Origin of the sequence: Comamonas sp. SY3 (genome assembly GCF_041730275.1) — a bacterium.
Lineage (GTDB): Bacteria > Pseudomonadota > Gammaproteobacteria > Burkholderiales > Burkholderiaceae_C > Comamonas > Comamonas sediminis.
In genome coordinates this window covers 157,858-172,975 of record NZ_JBGTYN010000009.1, presented here as the reverse complement: position 1 = coordinate 172,975, position 15,118 = coordinate 157,858, and the positions used below count along the sequence as shown (strand labels likewise).

The 15,118-nt window shown below is 64.9% G+C and carries 18 protein-coding genes; 12 read left to right on the top strand and 6 right to left on the bottom strand.

The window, feature by feature from the left end; all coding sequences use genetic code 11:
- Nucleotides 1-163 precede the first annotated feature (163 nt).
- From ACCQ08_RS14055 to adk, 7 genes are all read left to right on the top strand, one after another.
- The gene (locus ACCQ08_RS14055) at nucleotides 164-784 is read left to right on the top strand and encodes a MotA/TolQ/ExbB proton channel family protein (protein WP_239812262.1); all 621 of its coding nucleotides are present in this window, start codon (nucleotides 164-166) and stop codon (nucleotides 782-784) included.
- 19 nt (nucleotides 785-803) lie between these two features.
- On the top strand, nucleotides 804-1,220 hold the full coding sequence (locus ACCQ08_RS14050) for a biopolymer transporter ExbD (RefSeq protein WP_133858925.1): 417 nt from the start codon (nucleotides 804-806) through the stop codon (nucleotides 1,218-1,220).
- 42 nt (nucleotides 1,221-1,262) lie between these two features.
- Nucleotides 1,263-2,378 (top strand): tetraacyldisaccharide 4'-kinase, encoded by a 1,116-nt coding sequence (gene lpxK, locus ACCQ08_RS14045; RefSeq protein WP_373450160.1) that lies wholly within the window; start codon nucleotides 1,263-1,265, stop codon nucleotides 2,376-2,378.
- 8 nt (nucleotides 2,379-2,386) lie between these two features.
- Nucleotides 2,387-2,584 (top strand): Trm112 family protein, encoded by a 198-nt coding sequence (locus ACCQ08_RS14040; RefSeq protein ID WP_312409263.1) that lies wholly within the window; start codon nucleotides 2,387-2,389, stop codon nucleotides 2,582-2,584.
- 184 nt (nucleotides 2,585-2,768) lie between these two features.
- Nucleotides 2,769-3,353: a hypothetical protein gene (locus ACCQ08_RS14035; protein ID WP_239812266.1), complete on the top strand. Its 585-nt coding sequence runs from the start codon at nucleotides 2,769-2,771 to the stop codon at nucleotides 3,351-3,353.
- Nucleotides 3,354-3,463: 110 nt separating this feature from the next.
- On the top strand, nucleotides 3,464-4,258 hold the full coding sequence (gene kdsB, locus ACCQ08_RS14030; RefSeq protein ID WP_373450159.1) for a 3-deoxy-manno-octulosonate cytidylyltransferase: 795 nt from the start codon (nucleotides 3,464-3,466) through the stop codon (nucleotides 4,256-4,258).
- 499 nt (nucleotides 4,259-4,757) lie between these two features.
- Nucleotides 4,758-5,414 (top strand): adenylate kinase, encoded by a 657-nt coding sequence (gene adk, locus ACCQ08_RS14025; RefSeq protein WP_312409266.1) that lies wholly within the window; start codon nucleotides 4,758-4,760, stop codon nucleotides 5,412-5,414.
- Between the two features lie 112 nt (nucleotides 5,415-5,526).
- Here adk and ACCQ08_RS14020 read toward each other — a convergent pair whose 3' ends face one another.
- Entirely contained in the window at nucleotides 5,527-6,546 is a 1,020-nt protein-coding gene (locus tag ACCQ08_RS14020) for an asparaginase (RefSeq protein ID WP_373450158.1), read from the bottom strand.
- A 114-nt stretch (nucleotides 6,547-6,660) separates the two neighbouring features.
- Here ACCQ08_RS14020 and lexA point away from each other — a divergent pair, with 114 nt between their 5' ends.
- Nucleotides 6,661-7,377, top strand: coding sequence for a transcriptional repressor LexA (lexA, locus tag ACCQ08_RS14015; RefSeq protein ID WP_312409268.1), 717 nt, complete (start codon nucleotides 6,661-6,663; stop codon nucleotides 7,375-7,377).
- Between the two features lie 135 nt (nucleotides 7,378-7,512).
- On the top strand, nucleotides 7,513-8,055 hold the full coding sequence (locus ACCQ08_RS14010; RefSeq protein ID WP_313335021.1) for a hypothetical protein: 543 nt from the start codon (nucleotides 7,513-7,515) through the stop codon (nucleotides 8,053-8,055).
- A 251-nt stretch (nucleotides 8,056-8,306) separates the two neighbouring features.
- Here ACCQ08_RS14010 and ACCQ08_RS14005 read toward each other — a convergent pair whose 3' ends face one another.
- The 3 genes from ACCQ08_RS14005 to ACCQ08_RS13995 form a co-directional block, all read right to left on the bottom strand.
- A complete protein-coding gene (locus tag ACCQ08_RS14005) occupies nucleotides 8,307-8,942 on the bottom strand; it encodes an FMN-dependent NADH-azoreductase (protein ID WP_373450157.1) in 636 nt (211 codons plus the stop codon).
- Between the two features lie 62 nt (nucleotides 8,943-9,004).
- Nucleotides 9,005-9,730: an NmrA family transcriptional regulator gene (locus tag ACCQ08_RS14000; protein ID WP_373450156.1), complete on the bottom strand. Its 726-nt coding sequence runs from the start codon at nucleotides 9,728-9,730 to the stop codon at nucleotides 9,005-9,007.
- 33 nt (nucleotides 9,731-9,763) lie between these two features.
- Nucleotides 9,764-10,201, bottom strand: coding sequence for a carboxymuconolactone decarboxylase family protein (locus ACCQ08_RS13995; RefSeq protein ID WP_373450155.1), 438 nt, complete (start codon nucleotides 10,199-10,201; stop codon nucleotides 9,764-9,766).
- Between the two features lie 123 nt (nucleotides 10,202-10,324).
- Between ACCQ08_RS13995 and ACCQ08_RS13990 the strand changes: the two genes are divergently transcribed.
- The gene (locus ACCQ08_RS13990; protein WP_373450154.1) at nucleotides 10,325-11,761 is read left to right on the top strand and encodes a PLP-dependent aminotransferase family protein; all 1,437 of its coding nucleotides are present in this window, start codon (nucleotides 10,325-10,327) and stop codon (nucleotides 11,759-11,761) included.
- Between the two features lie 15 nt (nucleotides 11,762-11,776).
- Here the strand turns inward: ACCQ08_RS13990 and ACCQ08_RS13985 are convergent, their stop codons facing one another.
- A complete protein-coding gene (locus tag ACCQ08_RS13985) occupies nucleotides 11,777-12,571 on the bottom strand; it encodes a crotonase/enoyl-CoA hydratase family protein (protein WP_373450153.1) in 795 nt (264 codons plus the stop codon).
- Between the two features lie 210 nt (nucleotides 12,572-12,781).
- Between ACCQ08_RS13985 and ACCQ08_RS13980 the strand changes: the two genes are divergently transcribed.
- Both ACCQ08_RS13980 and ACCQ08_RS13975 read left to right on the top strand, forming a co-directional pair.
- Nucleotides 12,782-13,771 carry a Bug family tripartite tricarboxylate transporter substrate binding protein gene (locus ACCQ08_RS13980; protein WP_373450152.1) on the top strand — a complete coding sequence of 330 codons (990 nt, stop codon included), beginning with the start codon at nucleotides 12,782-12,784 and terminating at the stop codon, nucleotides 13,769-13,771.
- A 54-nt stretch (nucleotides 13,772-13,825) separates the two neighbouring features.
- Entirely contained in the window at nucleotides 13,826-14,614 is a 789-nt protein-coding gene (locus ACCQ08_RS13975; protein ID WP_312409276.1) for an enoyl-CoA hydratase/isomerase family protein, read from the top strand.
- A gap of 57 nt (nucleotides 14,615-14,671) precedes the next feature.
- Here the strand turns inward: ACCQ08_RS13975 and ACCQ08_RS13970 are convergent, their stop codons facing one another.
- A complete protein-coding gene (locus tag ACCQ08_RS13970; protein ID WP_373450151.1) occupies nucleotides 14,672-15,097 on the bottom strand; it encodes a PaaI family thioesterase in 426 nt (141 codons plus the stop codon).
- Between the last annotated feature and the right edge of the window lie 21 nt (nucleotides 15,098-15,118).

Genomic DNA, 15,118 nt, shown 5'->3' with positions numbered 1-15,118 from the left:
GACACATTACCCACAAAGTTATCCACATTTTTTGTGGATGACTCGGCCATTCCGGCATCCGGGCACTGTGGGTTGGACGCAGCGCCTGGCCCGATTTTAGGCGGACCGGCAGTGGCCTTGGGCCATAATGGCCGCTGAAAAAAGAAAGAGCGGAGAGAGAATCTTGTTTTCCATCATCCAAGCAGCAGGCTGGCCGATCTGGCCCTTGATTGCCTGCTCCATCCTGGCCCTGGCATTGATCGTTGAGCGCTTCGTGGCCCTGAAAGCGGCCAAAGTTGCACCGGCCAACCTGCTCCAGGAGGCCATTTCCGTCTCTGCCCATGGTGTGCCCAGCGCCGAAGTCGTGAACCAGCTCGGCCAGAACTCCTCGCTGGGTGAGGTGCTGGCCAGCGGCCTGCGCACCATCACCCTGGAGCCCCGCATCTCTGAAGCCGATCTGCGCGCCACGTTGGAGAGCACCGGCCGCCGGGAAGCCCAAAAGCTCGAGAAATACCTCACCGCGCTCGCCACCATTGCATCGGCTGCCCCGCTGCTGGGCCTGCTGGGCACCGTGATCGGCATGATCGAGATCTTCGGCTCGCAAAGCGGTGGCGGCAACAACCCCAGCATGCTCGCCCACGGCATCTCGATCGCGCTGTACAACACCGCCTTCGGTCTGATGGTGGCCATCCCTGCGCTGATCTTCTGGCGTTACTTCCGCAGCCGCGTCGATGGCTATCTGCTGACACTGGAGCTGTCGGCCGAGCAGTTCCTGCGCCACCTGAACAAGCTGCGCCGCAGCTGACCGCCGGGCAGGAGCCAGCATGAACTTTCGCCCCCGCACCACGACAGAGCCCGAGATCAACCTGATCCCGTTCATTGATGTGCTGCTGGTCGTCCTCATCTTCCTGATGCTCTCGACCACCTACAGCAAATTCACCGAGCTGCAGCTGACCTTGCCCACCGCCAATGCCGAGCAGCTGCGCGACCGGCCTAAGGAAATCATCGTATCCGTGGCGGCCGACGGGCGCTACGCCGTCGGCAAGGTGGCGCTGGAAGGCAAGACGGTCGCCGACATGGCCGAGGCGCTGCGCAATGCCGCCACCGCCGGCAAGGACAGCGTGATTATCATCAGCGCCGATGCGCTGGCACCGCACCAGTCGGTGGTCTCGGTGATGGAAGCAGCACGCCGCGTCGGCCTGCAACAGATCACCTTCGCCACCCAGACGGCTGCACAGTAAACACCAGGCCCCGTGCCTGGGCAGTGCTAGCATGCAGCCTGCATGACCGCCCCCTCCCCTCCCACGCCATCAGCTGCCGCTACGCGCCCTCGCTCGGCACGCATCACCGACGCATGGCAGCGCAAAGGCCCGCTGGCCATTGCGCTGCTGCCGCTGTCCTGGTGCTATGCCGCGTTGGGCGCGCTGCGCCGCACCCTCTACCGCAGCGGCCTTTGCAAGGCCTACCGTGCGCCGGTGCCGGTGGTGGTGGTGGGCAATGTGATTGCCGGCGGCGCCGGCAAGACGCCCGTCACCCTGCACCTGGTGCAGGCCTTGCAAGCCCAGGGCTGGCGGCCCGCCGTCATCTCGCGCGGCTATGGGCGCGACACCCGCAACGATCCCAACGCCATTGCCGTCCTCCCGGGCAGCAACCCGCGTCAGGTAGGCGACGAGCCTCTGCTCATCGCCCAGCGCAGCGGCGTACCGGTGTATGTGGCTGCACTGCGCGCTACGGCCACCCGGGCCGCCTTGCAGGCCCACCCGGAGGTGGATGTACTGGTCTGCGACGATGGCCTGCAGCACCTGGCACTGGCCCGCGATGTGGAGATTGCCGTCTTCAACGCCCAAGGCGTTGGCAATGGCTGGCAGCTGCCGGCCGGGCCGCTGCGCGAACCCTGGCCCAGGCGGCTGGACGTTGCGCTCTACGCCGGCCCGCCGCCCCCGCATCTGGCGGCCTCCGGCGCAGCGGCCTGGCCGCTGCAGCGCAGCCTGGCCTGCCATGCCGTGGGCCAGGATGGCCGTCGCCATCGTCTGGCCGATTTGCGTGGCCGCCCGGTGCATGCACTGGCAGCCATTGCCTATCCGCAGGAATTTTTTGCGATGCTGCAAGCCCAGGGCCTGCAGCTGGTACGCAGTGATGCGCTGCCCGACCATGCGCCGCTGGACGACCCGGCATGGCTGGCCAGCCTGGGGTTGGTGGCGGACAGCGCCCCTACAATAGACGCACCGGATGCCCCCTTGCTGCTGTGCACCGAAAAGGATGCGCACAAGCTCTGGTGCATTGCCCCGCATGCGCTGGCTGTTCCTCTGGAGGTCACCATCGACCCCGCCTTTGGCCAGCATGTCGATGCCCTGCTGCGCCCATGCCAGACCGCATTGCCCCCTGTAAAGAAAGACTGATTGCCGCTATGGACCCGAAACTGCTTGAACTGCTGGTATGCCCTGTCACCAAAGGCCCTTTGCGCTATGACCGTGAACGCCAGGAGCTCGTCTCGCGCAGCGCACGCCTGGCCTACCCTGTGCGCGATGGCATACCAATCATGCTGGAGAACGAAGCGCGAACCCTGAGTGATGAGGAAATCGACGCCTTGTCTGCTGCAGATTAAGCATCGATGACATTGCGGCCCCCTTCCGCGCCGAATCCTGGGCCGCACAGGCAAACCCCAATAGCCGCTTTGTAAAAAACAGACACAATTTGCTGAATTTTTAGGCATCCGCCTTGGAGACCCCGCAGCACAGGCCTGCAGAGTCTGCCTGTCGGACTGCATCCGCCCCATTCAGCAAATTGCCATGCATACCCTCATCCTCAAGAAAACCGACAAAGGCATGGAGGCGCTGCGCGCCCGGGATCCTGTCTTGCCCCACCGCATGCGTCCGGCTTTCATCATGTTCGATGGACACAAGAGCATTGAGCAAGTGATAGCGCTGTCGCCTTCCGCTGGCGGACAGATGCAGGTGCTGGAGGACATCAAACAGCTGCTGCAGCATGGCCTGCTGGAACTGCTGCGCCCCGGTGATGCGGGCCAGCCGCCGTCCAACCCCAGCGACATCATCGACAGCCTGGCTGGACCCGCGCCCACGCCACCGCCGGCTGCCGCTGCCGCACCGGTTGCCGCCAGCCATGCAGCCGCTGGCATCAACAACCACAGCGAACGCTATATCAAGGCCTATGCAGCGGCCAGCCAGTTGGTCAGCGGCCTGGGCCTCAAGGGCTTCCGTCTGCAACTGCAGCTGGAAAAAGCCCAGGGCTATGATGGCCTGGTCGCCATCCTGCCTAAGCTGCGCGAAGTGATCGACGCGAAGAAACTGCGCCCCATCGAGGCGATTCTGTTTGGCAGCAACGAAGCCCCTACACCGGTCAAACCGGCGCCCTGAGCCCTGGCACCCTGCCGCCGCCGCCGCAACCCACCCAGATCGCCTGCGCCCGGCCCGCCATGCGGGCTCGCTACAATTCCAGCCGGCTCCACTCTTCTTTCTTTCGCACCATGGCATCCGCACCCGCGCCGTTCACCGTCCTGATTCCTTCGCGCATGGCGTCCTCGCGCCTGCCCAACAAGCCGCTGGTGGACATCGCCGGTCTGCCGATGGTGGTGCGCGTGGCCAAGCGCGCGCAGGAGAGCGCCGCCCAGCGCGTGGTGGTGGCTGCCGATGACGAGCGCATCATTGATGCCTGCAAAAAGCATGGCGTCCAAGCGGTGATGACCTCGCCCAGCCACCCCAGCGGCAGCGACCGCCTGGCCGAGGCCTGCAGCTTGCTGAAGCTCGCCGGCGACGACATCGTGGTCAACGTGCAAGGGGATGAGCCCTTGATCGCGCCAGCGCTGATCGATGCGGTCGCCGCCCTGCTCAGCGAGCGGCCCGAGGCCAGCATGGGCACCGTCGCCCATCCGATGGCCGATCTGGAATCGCTGCTCAGCCCGAATGTGGTCAAGGTGGTGCTAGATGCCCAAGGCATGGCCAGCTATTTCAGCCGCGCGCCCATCCCGTGGGGCCGTGATTTTGTCAATATGGCCTGGTGGAAGAACCCCGGCACCACCGGCACACCCGGCTTTGCGCCGCTGCACCATATGGGCATCTACAGCTACCGCGCCCAGTTTTTGCATACCTTCCCCACGCTCAGCCAGGCACCTACCGAGCAGATCGAGATGCTGGAGCAGTTGCGCGCAATCTGGCATGGCTACCGCATCGCCGTGCATGTGACGCGGCAGATCCCCGGCTCCGGCGTGGACACCCCCGAGGACCTGGTGCGTGTGCGACAGCTGCTCGGCGCGACCATGTAGGCTGGCGCAGATGGCCCTCTACCCGCTCGATCCGCTGCAAGCGCTCCGTAAGCTTAAAGGCGCAGGATGCCAGATTGCACCCCCGAGACAGCGCATTGCCTTGCAGTCGGCTGGCCCTCGCCCGATGCGTGATATGCTCAAGCCCAGTTTTTTTGTGTAAAAGCGGGCATAGAACCTGTTTATGATCTCCTCGCGCCGCGACAGCGGTTTTGCGGGATGGGATGCGAGGCGCAACACCGCAGCAATAGCCAGGCTATTGCGAGGATTTGCAACGACGCAGACCGCCCCTAGTCGGGAACCCGCAAAGCCACTGTCCCGAAGGGTTGGAGTGAAATCGGGCGATTTCTGCGCGCTGATCCTTGCTTGCACCCCGGTGCAAGCTGCGAACCAGCCCTTCGAACTCATCCCGATTGCACTCCAACGCGGCTGCGTAGAGATCGTAAACAGGTTCTGAGTGCCCGCTTTTGCCGTGCAAGTTTTTTATTCTCCAAGGACCGTCATGAAATTAATTCTTTTGGGAGCACCCGGCGCCGGCAAAGGTACGCAAGCTGCCTTCATCTGCCAAAAATACGGTATTCCCCAGATTTCCACCGGCGACATGCTGCGCGCAGCGGTCAAGGCGGGCACGCCACTGGGCCTGCAGGCCAAGGCCGTGATGGATGCCGGTCAGCTGGTCAGTGACGATCTGATCATCAACCTGGTCAAGGAACGTATCGCCCAGGCCGATTGCGCCAATGGCTTCCTGTTTGACGGTTTCCCCCGCACGATCCCGCAGGCCGATGCGATGAAGGCCGCTGGCGTCAAGCTCGACTACGTGCTGGAAATCGATGTGCCGTTTGAAGCCATCATCGAGCGCATGAGCGGCCGCCGCAGCCATCCCGCATCGGGCCGTACCTACCATGTCAAGTTCAACCCGCCCAAGACCGAAGGCCTGGACGATGTGACCGGCGAGCCCCTGGTGCAGCGCGAAGACGACAAGGAAGAAACCGTCAAGAAGCGCCTGGACGTCTACAGCAGCCAGACCCGCCCCTTGGTCGACTACTACAGCAGCTGGGCTGCACAAGACCCGGCCGCCGCCCCCAAGTACCGCGCGATCAGCGGCATGGGCTCGGTCGAAGAAATCACACAGCGCGCGATTGCCGCCCTGCAGGCCTGATAAGCAACTCTGCCTCATCTACCAAGCCACTGTCTTGCGACAGTGGCTTTTTTATGCCCGTCTATTTATCGGTAAATAAACCGGTATCTGGCGTTGGCTCCCATGCTCGTACTTAGATTTTGGATCGTGCCTGCACCAGTGCCAGCTGCAGGCTGACCCGGCATTTGTAGGGCGTCAAGGCCACGGCCAGGTCTTTGTCCAGATCGGCCATCCCGGGCAATACTGCATCGCTGATCACGCCATCGCTGCAGCGGCTGCTGCGCCACACCGGCAAACCTTGCTGGCGTGCGCGCGCCATCGCATCCAGCAGCACCTCATGCACCGTGCCATTGCCGGTGGTTGCCACCACCAGGCCCTGCACACCCTGGGCCTGTAGCGCCTCCAACAGCCCCGGGCGCAGGCCTGCATGGCTGGTGACGATCTCCACCCACGGCCAGGGCGTACTGGCCGGCGCGGGCAACGTAGCCAGCCATGCGCTGCCGGTGTAGCCGCCCTCCGTATCTGCTGCCTGCGGTGCATAGCCCTGGCGCAGGCGCACGTTCGTGCCATCCACCCAGCCCAGCGGCCCCTGCTCGCCCGATGAAAAGGCCAGCAAGCGGTGCGGGTGCACCTTTTGCAGCCAGCGCGCGCTGTGCAGCTCGCCCCCGCCGGTCACCGCGACCACCTCGCGCAACAGCGGATGGCCGTCCGCATCCAGCGCCGCAGCGGCGGCCACGGCATCCTTGAGATTCTGCGGGCCATCGGGCATCAAGGCATTGGCCGGGCGCATCGCACAGGTCAGCACCACCGGCTTGGCCAGGCGCCCTAAAACGCAATGCAGGAACCAGGCGGTTTCCTCCAAGGTATCCGTTCCGTGGGTGATAACAACACCGCGTACCGCCTCGTCGCGCATCGCTGCATCGCAAGCCTGGAGCAGCGCATGCCAGACCTCATCGCTCATGTCCTTGCTATCAATTTGCGCGATCTGCATTGCATCCAGCGGGCCCGCCGCGGCGGTCTCGATACCGCCCACCCCCGCCAGCAGGGCCGCGACCGACAGCTGCGCCGCACGGTACTGGCCGGGATTCTCGGCATCATCGGCCATGCCGGCAATGGTGCCGCCGGTGCCGATGATCAAAATTTTTGGCTGCAAAGCTTGCCTCCTGCAAAAAACTGGTTAAAAATACAGGTACTGGATTGATATACAGGTGTTGGAGTGCACGGCAGCTTGGCTGCCACCCGGCACCACAGATCACACGGAGATCTTATGCGAGACCATCCCAAACTCACCGCGCGCCAACAAGAGATTCTGGACCTGATCCAGACGGCCATCTCGCGCACCGGCGCCCCGCCAACGCGCGCCGAAATCGCCAGCAAGCTGGGCTTCAAATCGGCCAATTCGGCAGAAGACCACCTCAAGGCGCTGGCACGCAAGGGTGTGATCGAGCTGGTCAGCGGTACCTCCCGGGGGATTCGCCTGCAAAGTGATACCGTGCGCTCCATCAATGCGGCACGCGGCACGCGCTTTTCGTCGCCGCTGGCAGGCGTGTCCAACGCCACCGCCGGCCTGGGCCGCGTGGTGCAAGAGCTCGCCCAGCTGGCCCTGCCGCTGATTGGCCGCGTGTCAGCGGGCTCGCCCATCCTCGCGCAAGAGCATGTCGACCAGACCTATACCGTTGAAGGCGGCCTGTTCCAGCAGCAGCCCGATTACCTGCTGAAGGTACGCGGCATGTCGATGCGCGATGTCGGCATCATCGATGGCGATCTGCTGGCCGTCAAAGCCACCCGCGAGGCGCGCAATGGCCAGATCATCGTCGCGCGTCTGGGCGATGACGTCACCGTCAAGCGCCTGCAGCGCACCAAGGATGGCATCGAGCTGCTGGCCGAAAACCCGGATTATCTGCCCATCGTCGTGCAGCCGGGCGAGCCCTTTGAGATCGAAGGCATTGCCGTCGGGTTGATTCGCAACACGATGCTGAACTAAGCCCAGCGGCCCTGTCGGCCCCTCCCTTTCTGCGCAACCCCAGGTAGCGGGCGTTGTGGGCACCCGGCCCACAACCCTGGGGAATGCGCTCGCCTTGCGCAATCCTGCTGTCATCCGTACACCAAGGAGTCTCCCATGCTCGTAGCAGATGCATTGCGTGCGCTTGCGCCCTTTTCCCTCGTCGCTGGCCTGCCCTGGTTCCAGTCCATCCAACGTGCCATCGTGCGCAGCAGCCGCCGCCGTCCAGGCCATGGCGCCGCCAACGATGGCCAGCTTGCCGCCCAGGTGCATTGCTTTGCCGCCGCCTCCAGCGCCGCTGCGCAGCGTGGTGCCGTGCAGCAACTGAGCCTGCTCGATGGCCCCAGCATTCCGCCTGGCGTGGACGGCCCTGCTGAAGAGACACCCGCACAGCGCCCCATCGACCGCATTCGCCTGCCGCGCAAACCCGCAGCGCGCCGCCGCCTCTCCGTCGGTGCACCGTCTCACACCCGCCCGTTCTTGTCGGTACAGCGCTGCAGCGCCCAGGCCGCCAACGATGCCCCCATCAAGATGTACTGGGCGCAACCGGCCAGCCTGCACCGCCAAAAGGGCATGCGCTGGGCCATGTCGGGCAGCATGGCCGATATCTGTGCCGAGCTTGAACGCCTGGAGCGGCTGGAGCATCTGCACGCGGTCTAAGCCAGTGCCAATCCGGGCCGGTGCGTTGTAGCCAGCCTGCTGGCAGCTGCATGCCTGCTGTCACGAGAGGTGGACAGCAGCGGAATCGCTACACTGGGTTGACGCAGACGCTGAACGTACCGGGCGTTACCGCCATGCCGGGCACGCGCCAAACCGGCACCTTCAGCGCTCTGCCTTCCGCCCGTTGCTCATGGCCACTAAGCCGTGGCTGCCGCTGCACTGCCAGCGGCTTCTTCTTTTCTATCTTTCGCTCAGCGTGCGGCCGCAGCAACCTCCAGCGCCTGCTGCTTGAAGGACGCCAGTTGCTCGCGCAAGGCGTACCTCGCAGCATCGACTGCAGTGGCGACGGCATCGGGCCCCAACACCAGACCTTGCAGCAACACAAAATGCACATTGCGGATGCCGATGGAGGCCAGCGCATAACGCAGATAAGGCGTCAAAAAGTCCTCCTGACGCGCCTTTGGACCTGCATGGAAGCCGCCTGAACTGACCAACACCAAGGTGGGCCGGTCCTTCATCAAGCCGATCTTGCCTTCGGGCGTCGATGCAAAGCTGCGGTGGATACGGATCACCTGGTCCAGCCAGAGCTTGAGCGTGGCCGGCACCGCAAAGTTGTGCATGGGGGTCAGAATCATCAGCAGATCGCTGTCTTCCAGCTCTTTGATCAGCGTTTCCGACCAGGCCAGCGCGGGCGCATCCGCGCTCGCATTCGAGGTGATCGCCAGCGCATAGTCGCGGCTGATCGGCGGTATCGGTGTTGCGACGAGATCGCGTTCCAACAGCGGCTGCTGCGCAAGGCCCAGCTCTGCCAGCATGTCGGCCGCCAGTTGGTAGGCGTGGCTGGCCTGGCCGTGTGGGCCACAGTTCAAGAGCAAGGTACGGGTCATCGTTTGTCCAATCGTTTGAGTAGTCAGGCCAAGGTGGGCCGCATCCGCACAGTTCTACGGCATCACATCGCCCGGGATTTGCACACCCAGGCGGCGAGCGTGGTTCGGCCCAGGCGTGCGGGCCCCACCGGAACCAGGCAGCCATCGTCCAGCAGCGCACCCTGGTAACGCACAGTGGCATCGCCCAGCACCATGCGAGGATCGCCTTGCAAGCGCAGGTATTGCTGCACCCACTCGGCCATCGCCATCTTCTGCGGGCCGGCCACGTCCATGCAGCCCGCCAAGGGCTGCGCCAGCGCGGCATCGGCCACCAGCATCGCCAAATCCTCTGCCGCCAGCGGCTGCACCTGGGCCACCGGTATCGCCAGCACCGTATCGGCCACGCTGTCGTGCGCCAGCTGCGCCAGGCTGTCGTACAAGGGTGCTGCACGCAGCACGGTACAGGGGGTGTTGCCTGCCAGGGCCAGCTGTTCCCGCAACGCGATCGCCTGGTAGTAGCCGCTGCCTTGCAATCGCTGTACACCCAAGGCCGACAGCGCAATATGGTGCGCAACCGCTGCAGCAGCGATGGCGGCATTCAGCTGCCGGCATGCGCGCGCCCAGCCCTCCAGCGCATCGGCCGTATCCACCACAGGCGGCTCGCGCACATCGATCAGCACCTCGGCACCATGCAGCGCAGCCGGCAGTTGGGGGCCCGCATCGGCGAGCACCGGGTAACCCAGCTGCCGCAGATTGCCGACCACGCGCTTGCCCAGCGGGTTGCAGCCGCCCAGCACCAGGACTTTCATAAGCCGCGTTGCGCCACACCGGGGGCTTGCCTGTTAAACGGGCATCTTGCGGAAGGCGATCGCAAAGCGGTTCCAGCTGTTGATCGAGGTGATCACAGCGGTCAGCTCCATCAGCTCGGCATCCGTGAAGTGGGGGCGCACAGCTTCCCAGACAGCATCGGGCACATGGTCGTGCGCGACAAGGGTCAGTGCCTCGGTCCACGCCAGCGCAGCACGCTCACGGTCGCTGAAGAACGGGGTCTCACGCCAGGCGGCGACAGTGGCCAGACGGCGGCTGGATTCACCGGCCTTCATCGCATCGGTCACATGCATGTCCAGGCAGAAGGCACAGCCATTGATCTGCGAGGCGCGCAGGCGCACCAGTTCCTTGAGCAGAATGTCCAGGCTGCCTTTGGCAATCTGGTTTTCCACGCCCAGCAGCGCTTTCATGATGGCGGGGTCAGCGGTGTAGAAGTCGAGTCGGGTTTGCATATCTATCTCCATCCAGGGTTGCGTCGGTGAATTCCGTTGCTGGCAGCCAGTATGCGATGGTCTTGGCCAAGCCAAAAGAGCCAAGAAATGCAAAAATGACTAGGCCAAGATAGGAATACCTGGATGCCCGACCCCACCCCCTCCGTGCAAGCCCTGCAACTGCAGGTCGACCGCAGCCTGCAGCTGCCCATGTACCTGCAGATCTGCCAGCGCTTCAAGAGCGCCATTGCGCAAGGCCATCTGCGCGCGGGCGACCGGGTGCCGGCGTCGCGGGCGTTGGCGGCCGAGCTGAACCTGTCGCGCGGCACCGTCGATCTGGCCTACCGCATCCTGGCCGATGAAGGCTATTTCCAGGTACGCGGGGCGGCGGGCACGGTCATATCACCGGGCCTGCCCCCCGCCGCGTCTGCAATGGCGCCGCAAGCCATCGCCCAGCCACCGGCCACCCACATCGTCGACTACGATGGCCTGCAGCCCCGGCCGCTGCAGCTGGGGCTGCCGGCGATCGATGCCTTTCCGCGCAATGTCTGGAACCGGCTGGTCACCCACCGCCTGCGCAGCAGCGAGCCCTACCGCCTGGCCTACCCCAACCCGCAAGGCGATGAGGAGCTGCGCCAGCGCATTGCGGCCTACCTGGCGGTCTCGCGTGGCGTCACCTGCGTGCCCGAGCAGGTATTTGTCACCACCGGCCTGCGCAATACCTTGGAGCTGAGCCTGCGCAGCCTCGCCAGCCCCGGCGATGCGTTCTGGTTTGAGGACCCGGGCTATATCCTGGCCCGTCCGTTTTTACAAAATGCCTCGGTGCAGATCGTGCCGGTGCCGGTCGATGCCCAGGGCATGCAGGTGGAAGTTGGCCGGCAGCGGAGCCCCTATGCCCGGTTTGCGATGGTGACGCCATCGCACCAAAGCCCGCTGGGCGTGACCCTGTCGCTGGAGCGGCGCATGGCGCTGCTGGACTGGGCGCGGGAGGCTGGCAGCTGGATCATCGAAGACGACTACGACAGCGAGTTCCGCTACCAGGGCCGGCCCCTGCCCGCCCTCAAAAGCCTGGACCGGCAGGACCGCGTGATCTACGCCGGCACCTTCAGCAAGGTGATGTTTCCGGGCCTGCGCCTGGCCTACGCGGTGGTGCCGCTGGAGGTGGTGCCGCGCTTCCAGGCCGTCAGCTCCAACCTCAATGCCGGCTGTCCCTATCTGCTGCAGGCCAGCGTGGCCGATTTCATGGCCCAGGGACACTTTGCGCGCCACCTCAAGAAGATGCGGCTGCTGTATGCCGAGCGCCGCGCCATCGCACAGCGCAGTTTCCAGCAGGTGCTGGGCGATCGCCTGCGCATTGACCTGCAGCCCGGCGGTCTGCACTTGCTCGGGCAGATTGGGGACAGCGACAACGACAGCCTGGTGGCCCAGCGCGCCCGCGCGCAAGGGCTGGCCACGCATCCGCTGTCGCGCTGGTATATCGATGCCGCGCCCCGCCAAGGCCTGCTGATGGGCTTTGCCAATATCACCAGCGAGGCGCAGGCCTTGCAGCTGGCCCGGCAGATCCAACAAGCCTTCGGCTAGCGGGAGAACGACGCGTTAGCCCTTGAACTCCGGCGTACGCTTGTCGAGGAAGGCGCTCACGGCTTCACGGTGGTCGGCCGTCTGGTGCGCCAGCGCCTGGTAGGCAGCCGACAGTTCCAGCAAGGAAGCCAGGCTCTGGTGCATGCCTTCGCGCATCAGCTTCTTGGTCATGCGGGTGACCTGGGGCGGATTCGCGGCAATCTCGCTGGCCAGTGCGTTGGCGGCGCTCAGCAGTTCCTCGGGCGGCACCACCTGCGACACCAGACCCCACTGCAACGCGGTGGCAGCGTCGATCATGCGGCCCGTCAGCGACAGCTCGGCCGCGCGCGCCATGCCAATCACCCGGGGCAGCAGCCAGGCACCGCCGTCGCCGGGGATGATGCCCATCTTCACAAAGCTCTCGGCAAACCTGGCCTTGTCCGAGGCCACACGCAGATCGCACATGCACGCCAGGTCCAGGCCCGCACCGACGGCCGCGCCATTGATGGCGGCGATGGTGGGTACTTCCAAGTTGAACAGCGCCAGCGGCAGGCGCTGGATGCCACGGCGGTAGTCATCGCGGATGCGCATGCCATCGACATCGCCAAAGGACTGCTGCTGCATGGTCTTGATGTCGCCGCCCGACGAGAACGCGGGGCCCTCGCCCGTCAGAATGACCGCGCGCACGCTGCTGTCGGCCGCAATCCGCTCGCAGGCGGCCAGGATCTCGGCCACCGCCGTGTTGCCGGTCAGCGGGTTGCGGCGCTCGGGCTGGCACATCGTCAGGGTGACGACATGGCCTTGCTGTTCGTAGTTCAAAAATGCAGTCATGGAAAGGGCTCCTGGTTCCGGTAGGTCTCGATGCAGTCAGCGCTGTGCGCCTCACGGGCCAGCATACGGGTAAAGGCCACATGCGACTGCATATCAGCTGAGTGCAATTTGGTATTGGACGCTGCCCAAAAACGGCCCTAGCCTGCATGGATGCTGGGGCAGGCAGCCCCCCCACATGCCCATAACTAGATGCTGCCTAGGAGACAGTTGATGCCCGTATCCCGACGCCAGTTCCACCACCGTCTTGTGCAATGGGGCGCGGCCGCCAGCCTGGCCAGCCCCTGGCTGGCGCGCGGGGCCGATGCCCCCTTGCGCTGGGTCGTGCCCTACCCCGCAGGCGGTGCAGCCGACCAGATCACGCGCATCGTCGCCCAGGATGTGGGCCAGAGCAGCGGGCAACCCATCGTCATCGAGAACAAGGCCGGCGCCGCTGGCATGATTGCCGCCGAGACCGCACTGCGCGCACCCGCCGATGGGCTGACCTTCTTTGTCGGCTCCAATGCGCCGCTGGTCATCAACAGCGCCATCTACACCAAGATGAGCTACGACCCGGTCAAGGATTTTGTGCCCGTCGCAGGCCTGGGCAAGGCGCCTTTGCTGCTGGTCACCCGCAAGGACCTGGGCGCCAGCGATCTGCGCGCGCTGATCGCACTGGCCCAGCAGGCACAGCGCCAGGGCAAGACGCTCAGCATGGGGTCGGCCGGCAGCGGCAACATCACCCATCTGGCGGGCGAATACGCCAGCGAGCGCATGGGTTTCCAGGTCACCCATGTGCCGTTCTCCGGCAGCGCGCCGGCCATCACCAGCATGATGGGCGGCAATGTGGACATCATGTTCGACGCGCTGCCCTCGTGCATGCAGCAGGCGATGGGCGGGCGCATCGTGCCGCTGGCGCTGCTGGACAAGCAGCGTTTTGCAGCGCTGCCCCAGGTGCCCACGCTGGCCGAGCTGGGTTTTGGCGACACCGAGGCCAGCGCCTGGTTTGGCGTGGTGGCCCGCAGCGGCACACCGGCCGACGCGGTGGCGCGCATGGCCCGCGCCATCCACCAGTCCCTCGCCAAGCCTGAGGTGCAGGAGCGCCTGCGTCGCATAGGTGCGCAGCCGATGGCGGGCAGCACCGCAGAATGGGGGCAGTTCGTGGCCTCGGAGCGCGAACGCTGGATACCGGTGGCCCAGAAACTGGGCATCCGTGCCGAATAACCCCCGCTCCCGCCGCTGGCCCGCCTTACCGCTTTATTTTGAAAACCGACTGATATGACCGCCCTGACCCTGAGCATGCATGGCACCACCGCCGTGCTGACGATGAACCGCCCCCAGGCCCGCAACGCGCTCGACGAGCAGATGCGCGAAGATTTCACCCGCCTCATCCCGCAGGTGCGCGATGACCGCGCCATCAAGGCGGTGGTGCTGACGGGTGCCGGTGGCCATTTCTGCGCCGGTGGCGACATCAAGAGCATGCAGGCCACTGTCGCCGGCAAGCAGGATGTGTTTGACAGCCGCAACCGCATGCTGGGCCTGCACCGCTGGTTTGATGAGTTGCTGGACATGGAAAAGCCCGTCATCACCGCCGTGCAAGGCAGCGCCTTTGGCGCCGGCCTGTCGCTGGCGCTGGCGGGTGATTTTGTGCTGGCGGCGCCCTCTGCCAAGTTCTGCTGTGTGTTTGCCAAGATCGGCTTTGTGCCTGACCTGGCCGGCATGTACTTGCTGCCGCGCCTGGTGGGCCTGCAGGCAGCCAAGGAGCTGGCCTTTACCGCCCGCGTTGTTGCCGCCCCCGAGGCCCAGCAGATGGGCATGGTCTACAAGATCGGCAGCGAAGACGTGCTGGCCGACGCGCTGGCCTTTGCCGAGCGCTTTGCCAGCGCACCGACCGAGGCCATGGGCTACACCAAACGCGTGATGAACCGCGCGTTTGAGACCCAGCGCGACGAGATCTACCAGCAAGAAGCACTGGCCCAGACGCTGTGCCGCGAAAGCGCCTTTCACCAAGAGGCCATTGCCCGCTTTGTCGGCAAGCAGCCGCCGCTGTTCCAGTGGCAGGATTGAGCGCAGCCTGAGGCCGCACCAGCAAGCCGCTCCAACGTGGCTGGCTGGTAAGCCGCCTCAGTACTTCACATTGACAATCGTCGCCTGCAGCAGCGCCACCACCTTGGGCGCTACTGCAGCATCTGCGCCATAGGCCAGCACCTCGCCGCTGCACACCGTCAGCAGCTTGCCGGCATTGACAACCTTGCCGATGGCGACAAAGCGCTCGCCAATCGCCGGGCGCATCAGGTTGATCTTGAACTCGGCCGTGACCACCTCATAGCCCTCGGCCGCCACCGTCAGCGCTGCATAGCCCGCCGCGCTGTCCACCACGCTGCTGACGGCGCCGGCATGCAAAAAACCATGCTGCTGCGACAGCGCCTTTTGGTAGGGCAGCGCAATCTGCACCTCCCCCGGCTGCACGGACAGCAGGCTCGCGCCCAGGGTCTGCATCAGCCCTTGGGCATGGAAGCTGGTGGAGATGCGTTCAAACAGTGCGTTCATGGTGGTATGCCTTGCGCCCAG